Here is a 22,343-nt window from a genome sequence, read left to right on the forward strand (position 1 = left end):
GTCCCCGCACTCATCACCACGGGCAACAGCCCTCCTCCACCTTACGGACTATTTTTCGGTCCTGCCGCTCCTGGGCGGGGTTCGTCCGAGGTTGTTTCGAAGCTGTTACCGGATATGACCACACCGGCTGCGGCCTATAGTCGGAAGGGACCCACGAGGCCGCCGGAAAGCGGTCCGGACAACCGCGACAGGAGCACCATGCCCGAGAACCCGATCAACGCCGGCCCGTGCGTTTGCCTGTCCGGCGAGGCCTACGCGGATTGCTGCGGACGGTTCCATAATGGCGGGGCCGAAGCCGCCACGGCGGAGCAGCTGATGCGCTCCCGCTACAGCGCGTTTGTCCGGCTGGACGCCGAATACCTCCGGAAAACATGGCACCCGGATACTGCGCCTTCGGATCTGGAACTGGACCCGGCCATGGAGTGGCGCCGCCTGGACATCCTCTCCACGAGCCGCGGCGGCCCGCTGGATACGGAGGGGACCGTGGAGTTCAAGGCCCACTTCCGGCACAACGGCGAACGCGGAGTCCACCACGAAACTAGCCGCTTTGTCCGTGAGAACCGCCGCTGGTACTACGTCGACGCCGTGATGCTCGCCTAGCCCCCGTTGTACGTTTCGTCCGCGGTGAAGCCGGCCCGGTCCACCTTGCGGTGGAAGTGCATGCCCGCCAGACCGCCGAGCACTGCACCCACCAGCGCGACCAGGGCCACCACGACGGCGGCAATGATGCTGGTGAGGGTCAGTTCGCCTTCATTGATGGGGATGCGGGGGAAGCTGTTCAGGCTGGCCAGGACGTTGAACTGCTGCCCGGCGACGAGGCCCAGGATCGCGATAACCACCGCGGCTATGAGCGCCCAGATCCACACCATAAAGCCCTGCCTGGCGCCGTTGAACCGTGCCATCCGGCCGGCAACATAGCCTCCTGAGTAGTAGGAGATGAACAGGATCACCAGCAGGACGATGATGCCCACCAGCCCGACGGCGCCGTTCGTCGTCACCTGGTTGACGGCCTCGTTGACGTCGGTGTTGTTCGCCAGCCCCACCGCGGTTCCCGCTGCGGCCACAAAGGCTGTGAGCAGGACGGCCATGCCGGTTGCAGCGAGCCAGCCGAAAAAGGCAGATCCCACCTTGACGCCGCCGAACTGTTCCTTTTCCCTGGCCACGGCCGTCTGCTGGTCGGTCAGGCGCGGATCCGTCAGGCGTGGATCCAGCACCGAAGCGTCGGTCACCGGCGCTTGGGCTGCCGGGTCATAGCCCTGCTCGGCATAGTCCTGCTCGGCATAGGGCGCCGGTGCCTGGTCGAAGGCGCGCGTGGGCTCGCCACTGGCGAAGGTTTGGTCACGCGCAGTTTCATTCCGTAGATTCTCGTTCCGCGTCGTCGGCGGAAATCTGTCCTCTGGGTCCGGTTGGCTGCTCATGGGTCAACTCAACCACTGCTGACCAGCGATAACAAGGATGCTTAGTAGTAGCTAGCGGTACTTCCGGTGCAGGTTTTCCTTGGTGGAGGCCCCCGGCGTGGCATCGGCGATCCACGGGCCGGTGCCCTCCGACGGATCCAGTACGCCCGCCTCAAGCCAGGTGTAGTCCCCGGCCAGGACCTTGCGCGAGAGGATGTGGTCGCCGTCGTCCGTGTTCCGCCACAGCTGGTCAAAGTACTCGTCAATGCGGACGCGGGCCTGCTCGCAATATGCCTCTGCCAGTTCGTAGGCGCTGGCGGCATGTTCCGGCGTGGTGCGAAGGATCATTTCGGCCCGTGAACAGCATGCGGCCATGGCGAACAGCTCGGCGCCTATATCCACCACGCGGCCCAGGAACGCCTGCTTGTACTCCAGCTTTGCCTGCCACCGCCCCATGCCGTAGAACGTCTGGCGGGCCAGCCGGCGCGAGGACCGTTCCACAAAGCGCAGCTGCTTGGCCAGCCTGCCGAAGTCGCTGTAGGACCGGGGGTCCATCCCGGCGCCGGCCACCAGTTTGGGCAGCCACCTGGCATAGAAACCTGAAGCCCCGACGGCGGCCCGCGCCTTGTCCTGGAGGCTCGCGTCCACGGACGCAAGGTCGCCGGCGGCGGCAAGGTGGGCATCCACCGCTTCGCGGGCGATGAGCAGTTTCATGATCTCCGAGGAGCCCTCGAAGATCCGGTTGATCCGGAGGTCGCGCAGCTGCTGCTCGGCCGGAACCGCACGTTCGCCCCGGGCTTCCAGGGACTCCGCCGTCTCGAAGCCACGGCCGCCGCGGATCTGGACCAGTTCGTCGGCGATCCGGCAGCTGATCTCGGTGGACCACAGCTTGGCCAGGGCCGCCTCGATCCGCACGTCCTTCTGCCCGGCGTCCGCGAGTTCCGCGGACAGTTCGAAGACGGCATCCAGGGCGAAGGCGGACGCGGCGATGAAGGCGATCTTCTTGCCCACGGCCTCGTGTTGGCCCACCGGCCGGCCCCACTGGGTGCGGGCGTTGGACCATTCCCGGGCGATCTTCAGGCTCCAGCGGCCGGACGCGACGCACAACGCCGGCAGGGCGAGCCGGCCCGTGTTCAGCGTGGTGAGCGCGATCTTCAGGCCCTGGCCCTCACGTCCCAGCCTGTTGGCCGCGGGCACGCGCACCTGGTGGAACCGGGTGACGCCGTTTTCGATGCCACGCAGTCCCATAAAGGTGTTGCGGTTCTCTACGGTGATGCCGGGGGAGTCCATTTCCACCACAAAGGCGCTGATGCCGCCCTTATGCTCGGTGCCGTCCGCATCGGTGTGGGCCGGCACCACGGCCATCATCACCACAAGTTCGGCAATCACACCGTTGGTGGTCCAAAGTTTCACGCCGTCCAGGACGTAACTCCCGCCGTCGTCCGTGGGAACGGCGGTGCTGCCCATCCGGGCGGGATCGCTGCCCACGTCCGGTTCCGTCAGGAGGAAAGCCGTGATGGCGCCGGCGGCGCAGCGGGGCAGGTACTCGCGTTTCTGGTCCGGCGTGCCAAAGACCTTCACGGGCTCGGGGACGCCGATGGACTGGTGCGCGGAGATCAGGGCGCCAATGCTCGGGTGGACGCTGCCGAGCAGCGCCAGGGCCCGGCCGTAGTAGACCAGGGACAAGCCGAGTCCGCCGTACTCCTGCGGGATTTTCATGCCAAAGACGCCCAGGCCCGCCAGGCCCTGGAGGTACTCGTCCGGGATCCGGGCCTCGCGTTCGATCACGCGCCCGGACATGGTGCGGGCGTACGCGGTGAGGCGCTCCATGAAGGCCTCACCGCGTTCCACGTCATCGGCGTTCGCTTTCGGCCAGGGGTGGATGAGGCTGAGGTCGAAATTCCCCAGGTAGAGTCCCTTGGCGAAGCTGGGCCGGTCCCAGTCGAGTTCGCGGGAGGCTTCAGCAAGTGCCCGGGCGTCCGCCGCGGTGGCTTCGGACCCGATATTGGCCGCGGCGCCGGGGACTTCGGCGTCCGGGGCATCCGTGGCAGGAACTTCGGTGGCAGGTGGGTTCGTGGCGGGACTGTCAGTGGCGAAGCTCATGGGGTATCTCCTCTGACCGGGATGGCCGGTTCAAGCCATGGATCCGCCGGGTTGGAGAACCCTTCAGCTGTCTCTCAACATTACCCGCGGGTAGCTTCCAGTGCTAGGGGATGGCTGGCCCGGGAAGTCCCCCGGGGATCCGGCCGAGGCGTGGTGGACCAGCCTGTCCCAGCCGCTGTTGATCCCGTGGACCACCGTCAGCAGCGTCGTGGAGGCGAGGAACCAGGCGAACTTGCCTACCCCCACCATGACCAGGGCCAGGAAGCCCGCTGTCAGGACGAAACCCACCAGAACCAGGGCAAACACCAGGGTTCCGATGAACACCATGGTGGCCGTCTCCACTGCACTTAAGTCGAACTGCATTGTTCCCCCTGCTGCGCCGTTGCTTCGGTTGAGATCAGTAGCATGAGCGTAGGGGGTGCTGAGGCGTCCCAGCCAGACCTGCCCCGCCGTCATGGCGGGTTGATACGGGATCGCAATGCTACCGGGAGGTAGGTCACGGAGCGGTCGCGGAAGTCACTGTCCGCGCTTGCCTTTAATCGTCGTCGAACTCCGGGGCGGCCTGGTTCAGGACCGCGAAGTCGGCGCCGAGCCCCACTTCAACCTGGGAACCGTTGTCCAGCCTGACTTCAACCTCGTATGCGACGTTCCCGTCATTTTCCCGTTCCACCTCGATGACACTGCCCTGGCCCACCCTGGCCAATGCGGCGTTCGCGGCCTGGTCATGGTCCGCAGTGTTAAGTGGTGCCAGATTGGAATCGTCGTCCCGCTCGGGCCCCGGGACGGTGGACACCGGCACTGACCGGTCGACGTTGACCCCGATCTTGCTCAAGGGCTGATCTCCGCTGGTCCGCGTACTCGCGGCGACCGCCACTGTCGCGCCACCCAGAATGACTGCCGCAGCCGCCAGGCCGGTGATCAGTACAGCTTTTTCACGCATGACAAACTCCTCTCAGGTGATCTAAACAGTGTGCTCCCGCGGCCAGCAAGGTACAACGATTATTCGGTCGCGGGGCCTGCGTTAACCTTGTAGTTGGCAGTTTTCGCGATCCGCGCTGCCCAACCATCCCCCAGCAGCTGAAGGAGAGTGCGTGCCCCGCTCCGCCAGGTCATCCGCTGACGCGATCAGTGCCCGGCTCCGGGACCTCGAACTCCTCACAAAGGGACCCGCCTGGGCCCTGACGCGCTCGGCGCCCTGGGTGATCGCGGTGCTGCAGGCATCCTTTACCCGCACCCGTCCGCAGCTTCCGCTCGAGGAGTTCCACGCCGACGTCGACTCCTTCCTTGAGCAGCTCCGGCGCCAGGAACCCGGGCCGGGTGGTGCCGCCATCGGCACGTCGTCCGGCAGGAACTATGCGGACGAGTGGACGCGCAAGCATTTCCTGACCCGCCGCAACCAGTCGGGGCAGATCGTTTACGAGGTGACCGAGCCGGCCGCCCGCGTGCTTGCATTCCTGGACAGCCTTTCCAGCGAGCGGTCCACGCTGAACGGTTCCCGGCTGGGCACGCTCCTGGGCGACGTGGAGAAGCTGGCCAATGAGACCAATCCGGACCAGAGTGCCCGGCTGGAATCCCTTGAGGACGAGATCGGGGAACGGCAGCAGCTGATCCAGGACATCAGCTCCGGCGACTTTGACGGCCTGCTGGACGACGACGAAGCGGTGGAAGCCGCCGGGAACATCCTGGACCTCGCCGCCAGCCTGCCCGCCGACTACAAAAAGATGCGCGACCGCATCGAGGAACTGGTGGGCGAGCTGCGCAACCAGATCATCGAGGAGTCGCTGAGCAAAGGCGCCACCATGGCGCAGGTGCTCGACGCGGACAAGCGGCTGCGGCAGAGCCCCGAGGGCAGGACCTTCCGCTCCTTCACCGCATTCCTGGAGGACCCGCAGCAGCAGGTCCGGTTCCGATCGGCCATCGGCGAAGTCCTGAGCCGGCAGTTTGCCGACGACCTTTCGCCGGAGGACCGCGAGACGCTCAAGAACCTGGTGGCCGAGCTCCGCCACCAGCACAGCCAGATCCAGCGGATCTACGGCAAGCTCAGCGAAAGCCTGAACACCTACGTCCAGAGCGACGACTTCCGCCAGTCCGTCCGCCTCCGGAAGGTGCTGCGCGAGGCCGAGCAGGCCATCAGGTCCCTGCCGTATGAACGCGAACGGCCGGGCCTGGTCCGCGGTCCGGTGCTGTTCAACGCCGGATTCGAATCGCTGGCCATGGTCAAGCTCTACGACCCGGACGAGTTCGCCGTCCCGCCCAAGCTGGCTGACCCCATCGCCTTCAGCGACTCCGACCGCGTGCGCTCGCCGAGAACGGGCAAGGCCCGCCCCGACGCCATCCGGGCGGCCGTGGCCGGCGCGTCCACCCTGGCCGAGGCCTGGGGGCAGCTGCCGCCGGAGGAACAGCACATCAACTCCATCCGCGCACTCCTCTCGCACGCCCTCCAGGATGGCGCGGCCTTTGACCGCGACGCCTGGGATGGCCTGGACTACGAACAGATCGACGGCACCACCCGCACGGCGTACCTGCCGGTGGTCACCCTCAAGAAGGATTGACGATGACTGAAGAAATTACGACGGCGGCACCTCCCGTTGAGGAGGCCCCACCGGCGGTCGAGCCCGAGGTCCAAGGGATTTCGACAGGCTCAATCACCAAGGGCGCCGGAGTCACGCCCCGGGACACGTTTGTGGACGGTGCGGCCCTGTTTCCCGGCGACACCGGCGTTCTCTCGATGAAAGTGCGTCAGGCGCTGGTCAAGCTGCTCAAGGGCCCGTACGTCGACGGCGGCCGCGACGAGAAGCTGTGGACCACGCTGCTGGATAACCAGATCATCCTGCGCAGCCGCCTGTCCGAGCTGTTCCTGACCCTGCAGGTGGACCACGAGCGCAAGATCGCCGTCCTGCGCCCGGTGGATCCTGAGGCCATCGGCGGCAGTAGCCGGTCGAGCATCCTGCGCCAACAGCGTGCGCTGAGCCGGGTGGAGACCATCGTGCTGCTCCGCCTGCGGATGCTGCTGGACCGCCACGTCACGGCCCAGACCGATGCCACCATCACCCGGGAGGAAATCGCCGACCTCGTGGCCCACTACCAGCCCGCCGGCCAGCAGGACGCGCTGCGGGATTCGGACGTGGTCACCCGTGCCATCACCAAGCTCCTGGCCCGCCAGCTGCTCCTCACCACGGGCCTGGATGACGTCTACACCATCTCCAACGCCCTCCCGCTGGCACTGCCCTTCGAAAACATCGGCGACATCCCCGCCCAAATCGAGGCTCTGGCAGCAGCAACAGCAGACCCCACAGGCACAGAAGCACTGATCGAGCTCGACACAGACTCTGGTGCGGAGGACGACGACGCCGATGCCGCCCCCGCCCCTCCGCCGGGCCACATCCGTCCTGCGGACGATGTGCCCGGCTCCGACAGGCCCGATGCCACTCCCTGGGCGGCATCGGCGTCGTCTCCCTTGAGCGCTGCAGCTAGCGACGATACCGGGGACATGCGGCAGCGTGCGTCTAAGCGAGGAACGAGCGAGCACGCCAAGCATGTGTCCGGTGGCGCCGCGAACGGAACCATCGAGGGGACAGAAGCATGAGCATCGCAACCATGCTGCCGATGGGCGATCTCACGAACCCCGGTCAGATGCGCCTGGCGTTGGTGCAGGTGGTCAACTGGGGCACGTTCCATGGGGCGCACACGATGCACGTGGACCGGAACGGAACCCTGCTGACGGGCAACTCGGGTGTGGGCAAGTCCACGCTGTTTGACGCCATGCTGCGCGTATTCGATGCCCGGCCGCGCTCCAACGAGGCCGCGGCCCAGCGTGCCGGCGGTGCTGTGGAGGACAAGAGGACCACTTTCACGTACATGCGCGGCAAGGTGGGCGACAAGGCCGTTGGCGAAGGCTCGGCCAGTGCGTTCCAGCGCCCGGGTGCCACCTGGTCCGCCGTCGCCCTGACGTTTGATAACGCCGCGGGCACCCGCATCACGGTGTCCGCACTGTTCGACCTGCCCAAGAACGGCACGGAGTCCAGTGTTGGGCGTTTCTACGTGATCGACAGCAAGCCGCTGTACCTGCCGGCCATCGAGGACATCGCGGACAAGCGCTTCACCAAGGCTGCGCTGGAGACGATCTTCCCGGATGCCCAGATTTTCGATGTCCACAAGGCCTTCGCGGAGCGTTTCCGCCGCCTCCTGGGCATCAGCTCGGACCAGGCTCTGCCCCTGTTGCGCGTGATCCAGGCCGGCAAGGGCCTGGGCGGCAGCGTCAATACCTTCTTCCGCGACCAGGTCCTGGACGCCCCCGCTACCCTCGCCGCGGCCGATGACGTGGTGGAGGAATTCAGCAACCTCATGTCCATCCGGCAGCGGCTAGAGGACGTGCGGCAGCAGCGGGACCAGCTGGCCCCCGTGCCTGGCCTGAACAAGGAATACGCGCAGTCGCTCCTCGATGCAAATCGGCTCCGTGAGCTGTCGGGCGAGGAGTTCGAAGCCTATAAGCAGCAGCTCGCCGTCACGGTCCACCAGAAAACGCTGGCGCGGTTCAAGGAGTTGGCCCAGGCGAAAGCCAAGGGGCTGGGCGCGGAGCGCTCGGTCCGCGACGGGCTGGCCAAGGATCTGCGCCAGCTGGAGACCGATTACAACAACCAGGGCGGCAACGCGATCTCCGCGATCGAGCAGTCGCTGGACAACGCCAAGGTGGGTCTGCGGCTGCGCGAGCAGGTGGAGGAAGCGGCCCGCAAGGCCCTGTCCGACGCCGGCCTGCAGCTGGAGTGGACCGCTGAAGGTTGGGAACAGGCCCACGAGCAGGCTGCCGCCAGGTCGGCCGAGCTCAAAGACGACTCCCAGGCCCTGCAGGAGCTCCGCTTCGAAGCCTTCGACGGCCACGCCACCAAGAAGCGTGAGCTGGCGGCAGCCCAGCAGGAGCTGCTGTCACTGAAGACGCGCAAGTCCCTGCTGCCGCCGTCGAGCATTGAAAACCGTGCGGCCATAGCCGCGGCCACCGGCGTTCCTGAGGACCGGATGCCGTTCGGCGGCGAGCTGATGGACCTCGCCGAAGGGGAGGAACACTGGCGGCCGGCCGCGGAGCGTGCCCTCCGGAACCTCGCCACCACGTTGCTGGTCCCCGGCGAACATTTCGCCGCGGTGACCCGCTACCTGAACGACAACAAAGTACGTGGCGCCCTGCGCGCGGTGGACGTGTCCAAGCCGCTCGCGGGCGGTGCCCTTGCCGTGGAGGACGCGCGCGACGGCGACCTGCTCACCAAGCTGGACATCCTCGCCAGCGGCGCGGTGGCGGACGCCGGGGAATGGATCCGGGAGCGGATTGCCCTCGATTTCGCGTACCCGTGCGTCGAGGACCCCAACGAGCTGGCCACCCTGGACAAGGGCCTGAGCCTGGGCGGTGTGGTCAAACGCAACCGGCACACGGTAGAGAAGGACGACCGTTTCACCAGCCGCCAGGACTACGTGCTTGGGTTCGACAACGCCGCCAAGCTGGAGCTCGTGGCCACCCAGGTGGAGGACCTGCAGCAGGAGCTGGCCAAGGCCGCCGAACTGGCGCAGAGCCGTGAAGAGTCACACCAGGGCATGAGCCGGCAGCTCGATGCCCTCCGCAGAATCGCGGAGGACCACCGGCCCTGGGAACAGGTCTCGGCTGCCGTCGCCGCCGATGAACTCACCCGGATTGAACAGCGGCTCAAGGATGCCCTCGCGGCCCAGGCCGACCTGGAACCGCTGCGGGCCAACATCGAAACGGCGCGGCAGAAACACCAGGCCAGCACCGAAGCCGCAGCAGTCCTGCAGAGCGAATACAAGGCTCTGGACTGGCAGCTGAGCTCTGCCGATTCGCTGCTGGAAGCCGCGCGTGCCCGCCTGGAGCAGGCGCCGCCGTCGGACGCCACCGTCAGTGCGCTGGAACCGTACTTCACCGACTTCGGCGACGTCAGCGAGATGCATGAGCTGGACAACCTGGCCAACCGCGTCCGGACGGCGCTGCTCGGGGAGCTGCACGCCGCCGAGACGCGCGGGCAGGCAACCTCCGAGCGGCTGACCCGGATCTTCGAGGGCTTTGTGCGCGAGTGGGGCTCCGCGATCTCCGCGGACCACGGCACCTCCATCGGTGCGGCAGGGGAGTTTGAAGGCCGCTACCACGCCATCATCAGCGACGGACTGCCCGCCCAGGAGTCCGAGTTCCGGCAGTTCTTCAACCAGCGCACGCATGAATCCTTCAGCACGCTGCTGCACCTGCTGGACGAGGAGCGGCGGTCCATCACCAGCCGCATCCTGCCGCTCAACGGCATCCTGTCCGAGGTCAACTTCCATGAGGGCAGCTTCCTGGAACTGGACATCAAGCAGACCCTGCCGGCCACGGCCAAGCAGTTCAAGGACGCCATCCAGAACGCGCTGAAGGCCCGGCACACGCGCCCCGCCCGCGCCGGATCCGGCGCGGGTTCCGGCCCGGAAGCCGGGGGAGGCGACGACGCCGAGCTCACCGCCCGCTACAAGACCCTCGAAACGCTCGTCAAGCGGCTCGGCTCACCCACCCCGGAAGACCGCCGCTGGCGCGCGGAAGTGCTGGACGTCCGCGGGCACCTGTTTATCCAGTGCAAGGAGCACCGTGAGGTGACCGGGCCGGCGTCGGGCAGGAAGGGCGGCGGCAAACGGACCGACGTCTACATGCACGCCGACACCGGTTCCATGTCCGGCGGCGAGCGGCAGCGTTTCACGGCATTTATCATGGCCGCGGCGCTGAGCTACCAGCTGGGCATCGCCGAGCAGGGGTTCACCACTTATGGCACGGTGATGATGGACGAGGCGTTTGTGCTGGCGTCGGAGGAGTTCGCCGGCGCCGGGATCAAGGCGCTGCACGAGTTCGGATTCCAGCTGCTGCTGGCCGCTCCTGAGAACGTGATCGACCTGTCCCGGCACCTGGGCTCCGTGACCGAGATCCTGCGGGACAAGCGCACCAACCGCTCCGGCGTGCTCACCGCCCCGGTGATCCGGCCCAGGCCCGGCGCGGAAGGTCAGTGGCGGTCCGAGGCGAACCCCGTGGACATCGTGCTCCGCTGACCCGGACGCTCTCTCACTTCCTGCACGTTTTTTACCAACGCTCTCTCACTTGCCTCAAGAAAGTGAGAGAGCGTTGGTGGTTTTGGGGCCACAGGTGAGAGAGGGTTTTAGCCGGCAGCCGTGCACGCGTCGATCTGGGCCTGGACGATTGCGCCGTAGTGTCCCACCAGCTCGTCAAAGTCCCAGCCGTCGAAGAGGCCCAGGGTGCGGACGGTCTCGCCGAAGCCGGTCATCAGGGCCACCACGGTGGAGGCGAACCGCCGCTCCGGTGTTGTGTCCCCGATCAGGCTCGCGATGGCGGCGAGGTACCTTTCGCGGACATCCGTTCGAGCTGCTTCGGGGTCGGGAGAGTCCAGCACGGCGAACGGGATGACGGCCCACGGCTCCTGCGTTCCGCGTTCCCGGCGCATCAACACACGGAAGACGAGGGCCCTGCCGAGTTCCGACGTCGGGACCTCCAGCTCGGCGAGCTGCGATTCGTCGGGCCGGACGGCGGCATAGAGCTTTTCCTTGGAGACGAAGAGTTTCATGACCAGCGCCGCCGAAACGCCAGCGTCGGCGGCTATGTCCCGCACCGTGACGGCGCGGTAGCCGCGTTCCCCAAAAAGACGCCCGGCGGCGCTGAAGATCGCGTCGTGGCTGCGGCTGCTCATGCGCCCACCGGCTCCATGGACTTTTCCTCCACACGCGGCGCGGCGAGATGAACGGTGACGGAGCGGTTGTCCACCGCGAGCTTCCGCGCCATGGCCTGATGCGTCGCCGGATCAACCATGCTCACGACGTAGCGGCCGGCGAGGGGCAGCGGAAACGCATACGCGCCGTCGTCGTCCGAAAGGGTGGTGTCCACGTAACCCCCGCTTGCCTCAAGGAGCGTCACCACCGCGCCGGCCACAACCGCGCTTCCGGCCGTGACCAGTCCGCTGATCTCCAGCCGGTCCCGAAGCAGGAAGTTCTGGTGCCGGGTGCGGCCGTCGAAGTCGAAGACCTCGGCCATCGGCGCCCAGCCGGCTGCATTGGTCACCATGAGGTACTTCCCGGCGCCGGGGAGTGCCACGGAATAGTTGCCTTCCGTATCCACCCGGCTCCAGTCCACCGGCTCGCCGGCGGTCTGGAGTACGGTCACGACGGCGGGAGTGACGGGGCGGTTGTCCGGTGCAAGGACGCGCCCCTGCACCACGATTTCGGCCGTATTGACGGAGGCGGCGGTGTCAGACGCGGAGGGCCGGTGGTGGGCTGCCGTGGCCTTCGGGATGAAGACCGTGGCCACCACCGATGCTGCCGCTGCCAGCGCGGCCAGCCAGAACACGTCCCTGAAAGCATCGAAGGACGGAAGCTGCACGGCCCCCACCGTCATGCTGACTGAGGTGAGGACCGCGGCAACCGCTGCGCTCGACGTCGACGTGCCGATGGACCGGACCAGGCTGTTCATCCCGTTGGCCGAGGCCGTCTCGGTGATCGGCACCACGCCCATGATCAGTGTGGGCATGGCCGCGTAAGCGATGGCGGTGCCCACGCTGACAACGGTTGAACCGATGATCACCCATGCGATGGAGTCGTAGAAGAAGACCCGGCTCACGTAGCCCACAATCATCACGACGGCGCCGGCGATCAGCGCAGACTTGCCGCCGAAGACGCGGATGATGCGACCGGAAACAGGCGCGAAAATCACCATCGCGAGCCCGGACGGGACCATACACAGCCCTGCGGTGATGACGTTCAGCCCGAAACCGTAGCCCGTGGCGGTAGGCAGCTGGAGCTGCTGGGTGGTGAGGAGCATGTTGGCGAACATGGCGAAGCCGATGAGCAGCGAGGCCACGTTGGTCATGAGCACCGACCTGCGGCCCGATGTCCGCAGGTCAACCATCGGCTGGCTGACTTTCAGCTCGTACGGGACCCACGCGGCCAGGAGTATTGCGGCCGTAAGGAACAGCAGCAGCACCGGCTCCGAGCCCCAGCCCCACGCGCCGCCTTTGGAGATCGCCAGCAGCAGGGCAGCCAGGGCTGCGGAGAGCACCAGCGCCCCCGCGTAATCGAAGCGCCCGGGCGTGCGGACCTTGGATTCGGGAACCACCAGCGCCACGGCAACAAGCAGCAGTGCGCCCGCGGCAGCGGACACCCAGAAGATCGAGGCCCACCCCAGGCTCTCGTACAGCACTCCGGCCAGGGGCAGGCCCATGGCGCTGCCGATTCCCAGCGTGGCGCTCATCAAGGCAACGGCGGAGCCCATTTTCTCCTTGGGCAGTTCATCGCGCATGATGCTGATGCCCACCGGAATCAGGGCCGATGCGAACCCTTGGAGCGTCCTGCCGATGACCAGCCACAGGAAGGATCCGCCAACCGCGGCAATGACCGAGCCGGCCACCATGATCGCCAGGCAAACCACCATCATCTTGCGCTTGCCGTACATGTCCGCGCTGCGGGACACGATGGGCGTTGCCACGGCGCTGGCGAGCAGCGTGGCGGTCACCAGCCAGGAGGCGTCGTCGGCGGTGATACCCAGGATCCGGGGGAAATCCGGCAGGAGCGGGACCACCAGCGTTTGCATGAGGGCCACCACGGTGCCGCTAAGGGCCAGGACTGCGGTGATGGCGGACGGGGACGGGCCTCGGGTGTTGTTCAGGGCGTTGGAACGCGGCATCAGGTGCTTTCAAGTGTGGACTGGGATGGGGCGCGGCGCGGTGAACACACGTTTACCCCCTTAAGAGTGAACCACCGTTCACCCCCTGCCGGCAATGACCTGGCGCTATTTGTTGCGTCACATAATCAATTACGCAATGGAAAGCTTTTCTAATTCTGAGCAGGCTAGGCTAGCCTTACTTAGGTTCGCATCATTCACCTAAGGAGTTCCGTGACTTCCCCCCTCTTCTCCGGCCCGAGCGCCACTCGCCGCACGCTGTTCAAGTCAGCCGGCAAGGCAACGGCCGTTCTGGCCGCCGCGGCACTCACGCTGTCCGCGTGCTCCACTGGCCCCGCGTCCTCCACCTCGGACGCCAGCACCTCCAGCTCCAGCAGCTCGCAGTTCCCGGTCACCATCAAGCACGTCTTCGGTGAAACCACCGTCAAGGAACAGCCCAAGCGCGTAGTCACCGTTTCCTGGGTCAACGACGATGTTGCCCTTGCCCTGGGCGTAGTCCCGGTGGGCGTCCCCAAGAACGAATGGGGCGGCAACGAGCAGGGCTCCACGCCGTGGAAGGACGCGGCGCTGAAGGAACTCGGCGCGGGCTTCGGTTCCGACAAGGCTCCGGTCCAGTTCTCCGAGGCTGACGGCATCAACTTCACCGAGATCGCCAAGCTCACACCGGACGTCATCCTGGCTGCCTACTCCGGCCTGACCGAAGAGGACTACAAGAAGCTCAGCGAGATCGCCCCCGTGGTGGCGCACCCCGAGGTTGCCTACGGAACCTCATGGCAGGATTCAACCTCGATCATCGGCAAGGCCCTGGGCAAGGAGGCTGAGGCTACCAAGCTCATCGCCGATACTGAGGCCACCGTCAAGACGGAAGCTGCCAAGTACCCGCAGATCGCCGGCAAGAGCTTCGTCTACGGCTACACCGATCCCTCGGACCTCACTGCCACGGGCTTCTACACCGCCAATGACAACCGTCCGAAGTTCCTGTCAGCTATCGGGATGAAGCTGGCCCCGGTCGCCGAGAAGGCTTCAGCCGGCTCCAAGGACTTCTTCGTGCCGTGGGCCGCCGAGAAAGCCAACGAACTTGAGGCCGATATTTTCCTGAGCTCGGTTGAAGATACCGCGACCGCCGCGGCCGTCAAGAGCGACCCCCTGCTGGGCCAGATTCCGGCCGTCAAGAACGGCGCGTTCGTTGCCGACGCGGACAAGAGCCTGGTCCTGGCAATCTCCGCCTCCTCGCCGCTGAGCCTGCCGTGGGCGCTGGACACCTTCCTCCCGCAGCTCGCCACCGCCGCGGATGCAGTGAAGTAAGCACCGCTCCATGACGGAAAGTACGACGACGGCACCCGCCGGACAGCGCGAACGGACACTTGGGGCCCCGATCGGGTCGCAACGAGGGCCTCAAGTGTCCGTTCGCGCCGGTCGATTGGCTAGCGCCGGTCGATTGGCTGGCGCCGGCGGGAAGGCCAGAACCAGGCAGGTTGCCTGGCTGCTGGCCGCCGTCGTCGTACTTTCTTTGTTAGCCGCCGCTTCCCTGGCCATCGGCGCCCGGGGCCTTTCCCTGACCACCGTGTGGCAGGCGCTAACCCAGTTCGATCCCGCCAACGGGGACCACGCCGTGGTCCACGCACGCATCCCGCGCACCGTCCTCGGCATACTTGCCGGCGGTGCACTGGGCCTGGCCGGCGCCGCCATGCAGGGCGTTGCCCGCAATCCGCTGGCAGATCCAGGCATCATGGGCGTCAACGCCGGAGCCGCGCTGGCCGTGGTCACCGGCATTTACCTTTTTGGCGTCACCTCCCTGAGCGGCTACATCTGGTTCGCGTTCATCGGCGCCGGAGCCGCCGCCGTCGTGGTCTATCTCGTCGCGTCCATGGGCACGGACGGTGCGACGCCGGTCAAGCTCGCCCTCGCCGGCGCCGCCCTCAGCGCCGGGCTCTATTCCCTGATGAGCGTCATTCTCGTCTCCAGCCAGGACACCCTGGACCGCTTCCGTTTCTGGCAGGTGGGCGGAATCTCCGGCCGCGACTGGGCAGTGGTGCTCCCGGGCCTCCCGTTCCTGGCCGTCGGGGCACTCATAATTCTGGGCACCGGCCGCATCCTCAACAGCCTCGCGTTGGGTGATGACATCGCCCGCGGCCTGGGCCAGCGTGTTAGCCTGAGCCGGGCCATCACCGCCCTGGGCATCGTGCTGCTGTGCGGTGCCGCGACGGCATTGGCTGGGCCCATCGGCTTTGTTGGCCTGGTCATTCCGCACGCGGTCCGGTCACTCACCGGCCCCGACTACCGCTGGATCCTGCCGTTCTCCCTGGTCCTCGCGCCGGCACTTTTGCTCGGCGCGGACATTATCGGCCGCGTTGTGCTGCTTCCCGGCGAGGTCCCGGCCGGCATCATGACCGCACTCGTGGGTGCGCCCGTCTTCGTCTGGCTCATCCGCCGTGGCAAGGGGGCCGGCCTGTGAACCTCGTCGAAACCAAACCCCCCGTTGACCTATCACTTCCGGTTGCCAAAACCGGGTCTAAACGACCAAAACTGATAGAGCAACATTGGCGGACCGCCGCCCTGGCCCTCGGCGTCGTGGTTATGTTCGCCGTGTACGTCCTCCTGGGCAGCTACACCGTGACTGTCCCGGACTTCTTCAAGATCCTCATCGGACACCTGACCGGCGGCGAAAGAATCCCGGGCGCAAGCTTCATTGTTATGGAGAACAAGCTGCCCCGGGCCGTCATCGGCGTGATGATCGGCGCCGCGTTCGGCCTCTCCGGCGGCCTGTTCCAGACCATGCTCCGCAACCCGCTGGCCAGCCCGGACGTGATCGGCATCAGCTACGGAGCCAGCGCGGCCGCGGTCACCGCCATCGTGATCTTCGGCGCCACCGGTCCCGCCGTGTCCGGAGCGGCGCTAGGCGGCGCGCTGGGTATCGCAGCGCTGATCTACGCCATCTCCCGCGGACCGTCCCTGGGCTCAGGCGGCGGCAACCGGGGGAACGCCGCGGGCAACCGGCTGATTCTGGCCGGTGTGGGCATCGCCGCCGCCCTCCACGCGGTGGTCAACTTCATGATGACCCGCGCGGACATCCGCACGGCAGCTGACGCACTCGTCTGGCTTAACGGCTCCCTCAACTCCGCCAACTGGGACCGGGCGGGCATGCTCTCCTTGGCGCTGCTGGTTCTGGTCCCCGCCGTCATCGCCCTTGCCGGGCCGCTGCGCATCCTGGAACTCGGCGACGACGCCGCGGCCGGGCTGGGCATCCGCGTCGGGTTCACGCGCCTCGCCGTGGTGGTCACCGCTGTCGCACTCGCCGCGGTGGCGACGGCGGCTGCCGGGCCGGTCTCGTTCGTCGCCTTCCTGGCCGGTCCCATCGCCCGGCGCTTCACCCGTAAAGCCAGCCTCCCGGCGTCGGCCCTGGTGGGTGTGCTGATTGTCCTCACCGCCGACTACGTCGCGGCCAACCTCGCCCCCTTACTGCTGGACGGCACCGTGCTGCCCGTCGGTGTTATCACCGGCGCGCTCGGTGCCCCGTTCCTGCTGTGGCTTCTGGTCACGGCCAACCGAAAGGATGCCTGACATGGCCGTTCTCAGCGCCCAGGACCTCACCCTCAAATACGACCAGCGCTGCGTGGTGGACGGCCTCACGACGGAAATCCCCGAGGGCAAGGTGACGATGATCGTGGGCGCTAACGCCTGCGGCAAGTCCACGCTGCTCCGTGGCCTGTCCCGCCTCCTTAAGCCCGCCTCCGGCACGGTGACCCTGGACGGCAAGGACATCCACGCCCGCCCGGCCCGTGAACTGGCGCGCACCCTGGGGCTCCTCCCGCAGCACCCGACGGCGCCGGACGGCATCGCTGTCCGCGACCTCGTGGGCCGCGGCCGGTATCCGCACCAGGGCTTCTTCCGCAGCTGGAGCACCGAGGACGACGCCGCCGTGCAGCGCGCGCTCGAAGCGACGGAAACGCTGGAACTCGCTGAGCGGAACGTCGATGAACTGTCCGGCGGCCAGCGGCAGCGCGTCTGGATCGCCATGGCGCTGGCGCAGGAAACCGACGTGCTCCTGCTGGACGAGCCCACCACTTACCTGGACCTGGCGCACCAGGTGGAAGTACTGGACCTGGTCACGGACCTGAACCGCAGGCGCGGCACCACCGTGGCCATCGTCCTGCACGACCTGAACCTGGCGGCACGCTACGCGGACCATGTCATCGCCATGAAGGGCGGCGAGATCGTGGCTCTGGGTGACCCCTTAACTGTTGTCACCGAAAAGCTGGTCCGCGACGTTTTCGGCCTTGAGTCCCGGGTGATACCCGATCCCGTCTCGGGGACACCCCTGATTATCCCCATCGGCCGCCACCACACCGCCGCAACCGAACTGGAGCTCGTTTCATGAAGACCCGCGACATCGCCGCCACCGAGCCCATGACCCTGGCTTTCGAGGTGACCGTTTCCTCGGTGCAGGAGCTGAGCCCCAATTTCCGCCGGATCACCTTCGGCGGGTATTCGCTGCGGGACTTCGGCGTTCACGGCGAGACCATGGACCTGCGGATCAAACTGATGATCCCGTCCCTGGCGTCCGACGGGACCCGGCTGCCCCTGCCGGTCTTCGAAATGGCCCAGACCGGCTGGTACCAGGAATGGCTGGCCATGGACCCCGCAGTCCGCGGCTCCATGCGCACCTACACGGTCCGCCAGTCCCGGCTTGATGCCGTTTATCCGGAAATCGACGTCGACTTCGTGATGCATTTCGACGCCGACGGACACGGCGGCCCCGCCGCGAACTGGGCCCTGAACGCCAAGCCGGGCGACGCTATCACCCTCATCGGCCCCAATAACCGCGCCGCCCACTGTGTCACCGCCGAGATCTACTCCGGCATCGAGTGGCGGCCGGGCATGGCCCAGCGTGTCCTGCTCGCAGGCGACGAAACCGCCATCCCGGCCATCTCCGCCATCCTCGAAAACCTGCCGGCCTACATGAGCGGCCACGCCTTCCTGGAAGTACCGGAGGCCGGTGACTTCCTCGATCTGAAGACGGCCGCCGACGTCGAGATCACCTGGCTTGCCCGGGGTGCCGCCATTGGCCGCTCACGCCCGCACGGTGAGCTGCTGCAGCAGGCAGTGCGCACTGCAGTTCCCGTTCCCGGCTGGGTGGGAATCAAAGCGTCCGACGCCGGTGCGGGCCCGGAGCCCGAAGACGTCAATGTGGACGTGGACATCCTCTGGGAGACCCCCGCGCGGATGGAAACAGCCGAAATTGAGGCCACCAAGAACCCCGCCATGCCGGCCGGCGCCATGCCTTTCTACGCCTGGATCGCCGGTGAGGCTGCCGTCATCAAGGACATGCGGCGGTACCTTGTGCGGGACGTGGGGATCGACCGGAAGCAGGTTGCTTTCATGGGGTACTGGCGTCAGGGTAAGGCCGAGGTCTAAAGCCTTCCGTCGTATGCGGCGGGTGGGTGCGCCGCAACCGCCGCCTTGCCGTCGCTTAGACACCTCCCGACGCTGCGCTCGGCCGCGGGCGGCCTTGCTCCGCTCTGGTCGGCGATGCGCTCCTACGCAAGACAGCGGCTGCGGCTCGTTGGGCCTGTCACGTCCAGCCGCTCTCTCACTTCCTGTGGGTTTTTTCCAAACGCTTTCTCACTTGTAGACGCGGACCCAATCGACCTGCATCTGCGAGGGCTTGGTGGCGGAGCCGTCCGGGAACCAATCCAGCTGCAATGTCTGCTTCATTACGGTAGAGGGCTGGTGCGCCGGGTTCGTGTCAGTGAAGGTCTTTACTCCGTCGACGTATCCGCTGATACCGGCCGGGGTCCACTCCACCGCGTAGTTGTGCCACTGCGTGCCATCGACGGGCGTCGCCGCTGTGGTCTGGAAATCCGCTCCACCACAGGCGTAGTGCAGGAAGAACCTCATCACGGAGGTGACTGAGCTGCCCTCGGCATAATCGATCTCGGCACAGTTCGGGGCAGCGTTGTTGTTAAGGATCAGGACCGGGTGGTATTTCGGGTCCCGTGAATTGGTTTTCATGCGCGTTTCCCAGCGACCATACTTTTGTTCCGCGAACTTTGCCGACATGCCGCCAGTAGTGCCGGCTGCGTCTCCGCTAACGGTGGCCACGCCGTTGGCAACCGACCAAGCCTGGGGGCTGCGCAGGCCTTTGCCTGCATGCCCTGCACTGTTATAGACACTCCATTTCGTCCGGTCCGGTGCGCCGGTGTTGGAGAATTCGTCGCCGGTCAGGACCGGGCCCCAACCGAAGGCGGCAGCTGCCTGCGCACCGTCGCCCGTCGTGGCGAGAGCCTGGCCGGCTGCGGGCCCCGGCTGGGCCGGGGCCGGGGCCTGGGCAGCGGCAAGCGCGGGCGCCGGGGGGACAGCTGCCACCGGGGTTTCCGCCGCCGAATCGGGGGTCTGGCCGCTGCTCGAAGGCGTGGGCGCCGGAGACGCTGCGGCTGAAGACGCCGAGGCTGAGGCAGTTGGGGCTGGAGTGGCAGGTGCGGACGCGCGGCCAGCCGAGGATGGGGCAGACGCCCCATTGGTCGTCGGGGCTAGGCCGCATCCTGTCAGGGACAAAGCACCCATGGTGGTTATGATGGCTATTTTCTTGAACAAGATACCTCCGGGCTAGGACTGGAAGAAACTACTGATGCACTTGAGACGATGACGAGTGCGGAAAGCATCCTGGGGCCCCTTGGCAGGGCCGGAGCTAGCAGGCGCCGAAGGGGCGCGTCGGGGGTCCAGTGATCGGGCGCCCGGGGCCCTGCATTGGGGCCAGCCGCCAACGTTACCTGATCGTGACCATAGGTCGCAAAAATGTGACAAAGGCTGAGCAGCTGCCGATGATCAGAGGCGGCGGCTTGATGGACACGCCTAGCACCCGGCACTCCAAACGCGCCCCCGCACTCTGCCCCTGGGTCGCAACCCTTCTGCACAGCCTGTTGCTGTCCGTTTACCTTGGCGTTTCTTTGGCCGGTTACTTTCAGTGGATGGGTTCTAATCCTTTACTCTCGGACCGTGAGGGCCGGCGGGTGTTTGTCGCTTTGGGGGACTCGTTTACAGAAGGTGTTGGGGACCGGGATGAGCGGCTGCCCAACGGCGTCCGGGGGTGGGCTGACCGGGTGGCGGAGAAACTGGCCAAGGCTGAGCCGGGGTGGGAATATGCCAACCTGGCCATCAGGAGCAAGCGCCTGCGCCACGTCATCACCGAGCAGCTGGAACCGGCGCTGGCCATGAAGCCCACGCTGATCACGCTGTACGCCGGCGGAAACGACATCCTGGACATCGGCACGGACATGGCTGCCCTGATGGACGAGTACGAGGACCTCGTGGCGCGACTGGCCGGGACCGGGGCCAGGGTGGTCCTGTTCACCGGCTTCGACGTCAAAGTCTCGGCCGTTCTGGAGCTGCTGAAGAAGCGGAACACGGTCTACAACCAGCGCGTCCGCGAGATCTCTGTCAAATACGGGACCGTCCTGGTGGATTACTGGTGCCTGGACGCCTTCCATGACCGGCGGATGTGGGACTCGGACCGCCTCCACATGTCCAAGGCGGGCCACAAGTACCTGGCCGGGCAGGTACTGGACCAGCTCGGGGTGCCCCACAAAATCCGGCTCAAGGACTGGGACCCGCCGGCGCGGCTCAGCCTCCGGGAGTGGGAACAGCGGCAGCGGCGTTGGGTTAACGACTGGGTGCTGCCGCTTTTTGGCCGCAAAATCAGGGGCGTCACCCTCGGGGATGCACTGGCGCCGCGCTGGCCGGAACCCGTCAAGGTGCCGCGGAAGCGCGGGCTGAAGAAGCTGATGGACCGGGACGCGGTGCTCAAGAACAGCCCGAAAGCAAGTGGTTTGTAAACAGCTGTTGACTTGTGTGCAACATCACAGATACTGTTGCGGCACTGACGACGACTCAACGCGTCAGCTCTAGTCCGCTCAGCGCTGTGTGGGCCGTTCGGGGCGTGAACCGCCGCCGTCGGGATGCCAGCGTGAACGCGGAATCCCCAACCTGCCCCTTCGGCACACGGCGTCCTTTGGCGTGCGCCGGGAGGGCCCCAGCCTTGAGAGGCACCACCGCGATGACTGACAGTTCCCTTCATTTTGACCGCAGGAAACTCCTGAAAGCAGCAGCGTTGACCCCATTTGCAGGCCTGGCACTGTCCGGCTGCGGGGCAAAGCCCGCCGATAGCGCGGCAGCCAACAAGACAGTCACGGTCACCTCCTACGGCGGCTCCTACAATGACCAGCTGACCCAGACGATTCTGGACCCCTTCTCCAAGCAGTCGGGGATCCAAACCACGCTGCTGGCCAACACCAGCCTGGCCTCCCTCAAGGCCCAGGTGCAGTCCGGGGACGTGCAGTGGGACCTCGTGGAAATCACCGCCCCGGAATACGAAACGGCCGTGGCAGAAGGCCTCCTCGAGCCGTTCGACTACGACATCATCAGCGACAAGGGCCTGCCCGGCTACGCCAAGGCGGAGTACGGCATCAAGTACCTGAGCTTCCTGTTCGTGATGGCCTGGGACCAGAAGGCCATCCCCGATGCGCAGGCCCCCAAGGACTGGGCGCAGTTCTTCGACCAGGGCAAGTACGATACCAAGCGCTCGGTCTACAACCAGCTCTCGGACAGCTCCGTGCTGGAGGCCGCACTCCTGGCCGACGGCGTGCCGTTCGACCAGATCTACCCGCTCGACGTCGACCGGGCCCTGCGCGTGCTGGGCCACCACCCTGGCAAGGACCGCCTGCTTTACCACGCGGCCAACCAGGAGCCCATCCAGCAGCTCACCTCGGGCGAGGTCTCGCTGTCCACGAGCTTCAACAACCGCATCAACGCGGCCCGAAACGACGGCGCCAAGCTGAACTTCAGCGCGGAAAACGCAGTGTTGGCCGGCGACTACTTCGTGGTGCCGAAGGGGGCCAAGAACAAGGAAGCCGCCTTCAAACTGATGAACTTCATGTCCAACGACGCCGAGGCAGGCGCCGCCTTCGATACGGTCACCAACCTGACCCTGGCCAACACTCCGGCACTGTCCAAGCTGCCCAAGGAAGTCGCAGACACCCTGCCCACCAGTCCGCGCCTGGCCGACAAGATCCTGGTCCGTGACGACAAGTGGTGGTCGGAGAACCTGAAGAAGACCGAGCAGCAGTTCAAGCTGTGGCAGGCCAGCTGAC

The 22,343-nt window shown here is 66.3% G+C and carries 18 protein-coding genes; 11 read left to right on the top strand and 7 right to left on the bottom strand.

The features are described from left to right. Nucleotides 1–198: 198 nt before the first annotated feature. Complete coding sequence (locus ACX80V_RS05515) at nucleotides 199–600, top strand: YchJ family protein (RefSeq protein WP_485842301.1); 402 nt, start codon at nucleotides 199–201, stop codon at nucleotides 598–600. Here ACX80V_RS05515 and ACX80V_RS05520 read toward each other — a convergent pair. From ACX80V_RS05520 to ACX80V_RS05535, 4 genes are all read right to left on the bottom strand, one after another. Beyond that, nucleotides 597–1,418, bottom strand: a complete 822-nt coding sequence (locus tag ACX80V_RS05520; RefSeq protein ID WP_485842302.1) for a TIGR04086 family membrane protein — start codon at nucleotides 1,416–1,418, stop codon at nucleotides 597–599. The genes ACX80V_RS05515 and ACX80V_RS05520 overlap by 4 nt on opposite strands. A gap of 51 nt (nucleotides 1,419–1,469) precedes the next feature. Next, nucleotides 1,470–3,500, bottom strand: coding sequence for an acyl-CoA dehydrogenase family protein (locus tag ACX80V_RS05525; protein WP_485842303.1), 2,031 nt, complete (start codon nucleotides 3,498–3,500; stop codon nucleotides 1,470–1,472). 63 nt (nucleotides 3,501–3,563) lie between these two features. After that, nucleotides 3,564–3,956 carry a hypothetical protein gene (locus ACX80V_RS05530; protein WP_485842304.1) on the bottom strand — a complete coding sequence of 131 codons (393 nt, stop codon included), beginning with the start codon at nucleotides 3,954–3,956 and terminating at the stop codon, nucleotides 3,564–3,566. A 79-nt stretch (nucleotides 3,957–4,035) separates the two neighbouring features. Further along, on the bottom strand, nucleotides 4,036–4,440 hold the full coding sequence (locus tag ACX80V_RS05535; RefSeq protein ID WP_058930787.1) for a PepSY domain-containing protein: 405 nt from the start codon (nucleotides 4,438–4,440) through the stop codon (nucleotides 4,036–4,038). Between the two features lie 151 nt (nucleotides 4,441–4,591). Between ACX80V_RS05535 and ACX80V_RS05540 the strand changes: the two genes are divergently transcribed. The 3 genes from ACX80V_RS05540 to ACX80V_RS05550 are packed head-to-tail and all read left to right on the top strand — an operon-like array spanning nucleotide 4,592 to nucleotide 10,562. Next, nucleotides 4,592–6,052: a DUF3375 family protein gene (locus tag ACX80V_RS05540; RefSeq protein WP_485842305.1), complete on the top strand. Its 1,461-nt coding sequence runs from the start codon at nucleotides 4,592–4,594 to the stop codon at nucleotides 6,050–6,052. 2 nt (nucleotides 6,053–6,054) lie between these two features. After that, nucleotides 6,055–7,086 carry a DUF4194 domain-containing protein gene (locus ACX80V_RS05545; protein ID WP_485842306.1) on the top strand — a complete coding sequence of 344 codons (1,032 nt, stop codon included), beginning with the start codon at nucleotides 6,055–6,057 and terminating at the stop codon, nucleotides 7,084–7,086. Next, on the top strand, nucleotides 7,083–10,562 hold the full coding sequence (locus tag ACX80V_RS05550; protein WP_485842307.1) for an ATP-binding protein: 3,480 nt from the start codon (nucleotides 7,083–7,085) through the stop codon (nucleotides 10,560–10,562). The genes ACX80V_RS05545 and ACX80V_RS05550 overlap by 4 nt, the downstream gene beginning before the upstream one ends. Nucleotides 10,563–10,669: 107 nt before the next feature. On the opposite strand, the gene ACX80V_RS05555 is transcribed toward ACX80V_RS05550, so the two are convergent. Together ACX80V_RS05555 and ACX80V_RS05560 are read right to left on the bottom strand one after the other, a co-directional pair. Then, entirely contained in the window at nucleotides 10,670–11,215 is a 546-nt protein-coding gene (locus ACX80V_RS05555; RefSeq protein WP_485842308.1) for a TetR/AcrR family transcriptional regulator, read from the bottom strand. Next, nucleotides 11,212–13,200 (bottom strand): MFS transporter, encoded by a 1,989-nt coding sequence (locus tag ACX80V_RS05560; protein ID WP_485842309.1) that lies wholly within the window; start codon nucleotides 13,198–13,200, stop codon nucleotides 11,212–11,214. The genes ACX80V_RS05555 and ACX80V_RS05560 overlap by 4 nt, the downstream gene beginning before the upstream one ends. Before the next feature lie 210 nt (nucleotides 13,201–13,410). Between ACX80V_RS05560 and ACX80V_RS05565 the strand changes: the two genes are divergently transcribed. The 5 genes from ACX80V_RS05565 to ACX80V_RS05585 all read left to right on the top strand — a co-directional run bounded on the left by ACX80V_RS05565 (nucleotide 13,411) and on the right by ACX80V_RS05585 (nucleotide 18,612). Then, entirely contained in the window at nucleotides 13,411–14,502 is a 1,092-nt protein-coding gene (locus tag ACX80V_RS05565; RefSeq protein WP_485842310.1) for an iron-siderophore ABC transporter substrate-binding protein, read from the top strand. Nucleotides 14,503–14,512: 10 nt separating this feature from the next. Next, entirely contained in the window at nucleotides 14,513–15,652 is a 1,140-nt protein-coding gene (locus ACX80V_RS05570; RefSeq protein ID WP_485842311.1) for a FecCD family ABC transporter permease, read from the top strand. Between the two features lie 122 nt (nucleotides 15,653–15,774). After that, nucleotides 15,775–16,758 (top strand): FecCD family ABC transporter permease, encoded by a 984-nt coding sequence (locus ACX80V_RS05575; RefSeq protein WP_485842328.1) that lies wholly within the window; start codon nucleotides 15,775–15,777, stop codon nucleotides 16,756–16,758. A 1-nt stretch (nucleotide 16,759) separates the two neighbouring features. Then, complete coding sequence (locus ACX80V_RS05580; protein ID WP_485842312.1) at nucleotides 16,760–17,575, top strand: ABC transporter ATP-binding protein; 816 nt, start codon at nucleotides 16,760–16,762, stop codon at nucleotides 17,573–17,575. Then, nucleotides 17,572–18,612, top strand: a complete 1,041-nt coding sequence (locus ACX80V_RS05585; RefSeq protein WP_485842313.1) for a siderophore-interacting protein — start codon at nucleotides 17,572–17,574, stop codon at nucleotides 18,610–18,612. The genes ACX80V_RS05580 and ACX80V_RS05585 overlap by 4 nt, the downstream gene beginning before the upstream one ends. A 207-nt stretch (nucleotides 18,613–18,819) precedes the next feature. On the opposite strand, the gene ACX80V_RS05590 is transcribed toward ACX80V_RS05585, so the two are convergent. Beyond that, nucleotides 18,820–19,563, bottom strand: a complete 744-nt coding sequence (locus ACX80V_RS05590) for a glycoside hydrolase family 16 protein (protein WP_485842314.1) — start codon at nucleotides 19,561–19,563, stop codon at nucleotides 18,820–18,822. Nucleotides 19,564–20,165: 602 nt separating this feature from the next. Here ACX80V_RS05590 and ACX80V_RS05595 point away from each other — a divergent pair. After that, entirely contained in the window at nucleotides 20,166–21,029 is an 864-nt protein-coding gene (locus ACX80V_RS05595; protein WP_485842315.1) for an SGNH/GDSL hydrolase family protein, read from the top strand. Between the two features lie 221 nt (nucleotides 21,030–21,250). Then, nucleotides 21,251–22,342 carry an extracellular solute-binding protein gene (locus tag ACX80V_RS05600; protein WP_485842316.1) on the top strand — a complete coding sequence of 364 codons (1,092 nt, stop codon included), beginning with the start codon at nucleotides 21,251–21,253 and terminating at the stop codon, nucleotides 22,340–22,342. Nucleotide 22,343: the final 1 nt, after the last annotated feature.

The organism is Pseudarthrobacter arbutini (assembly GCF_054510915.1).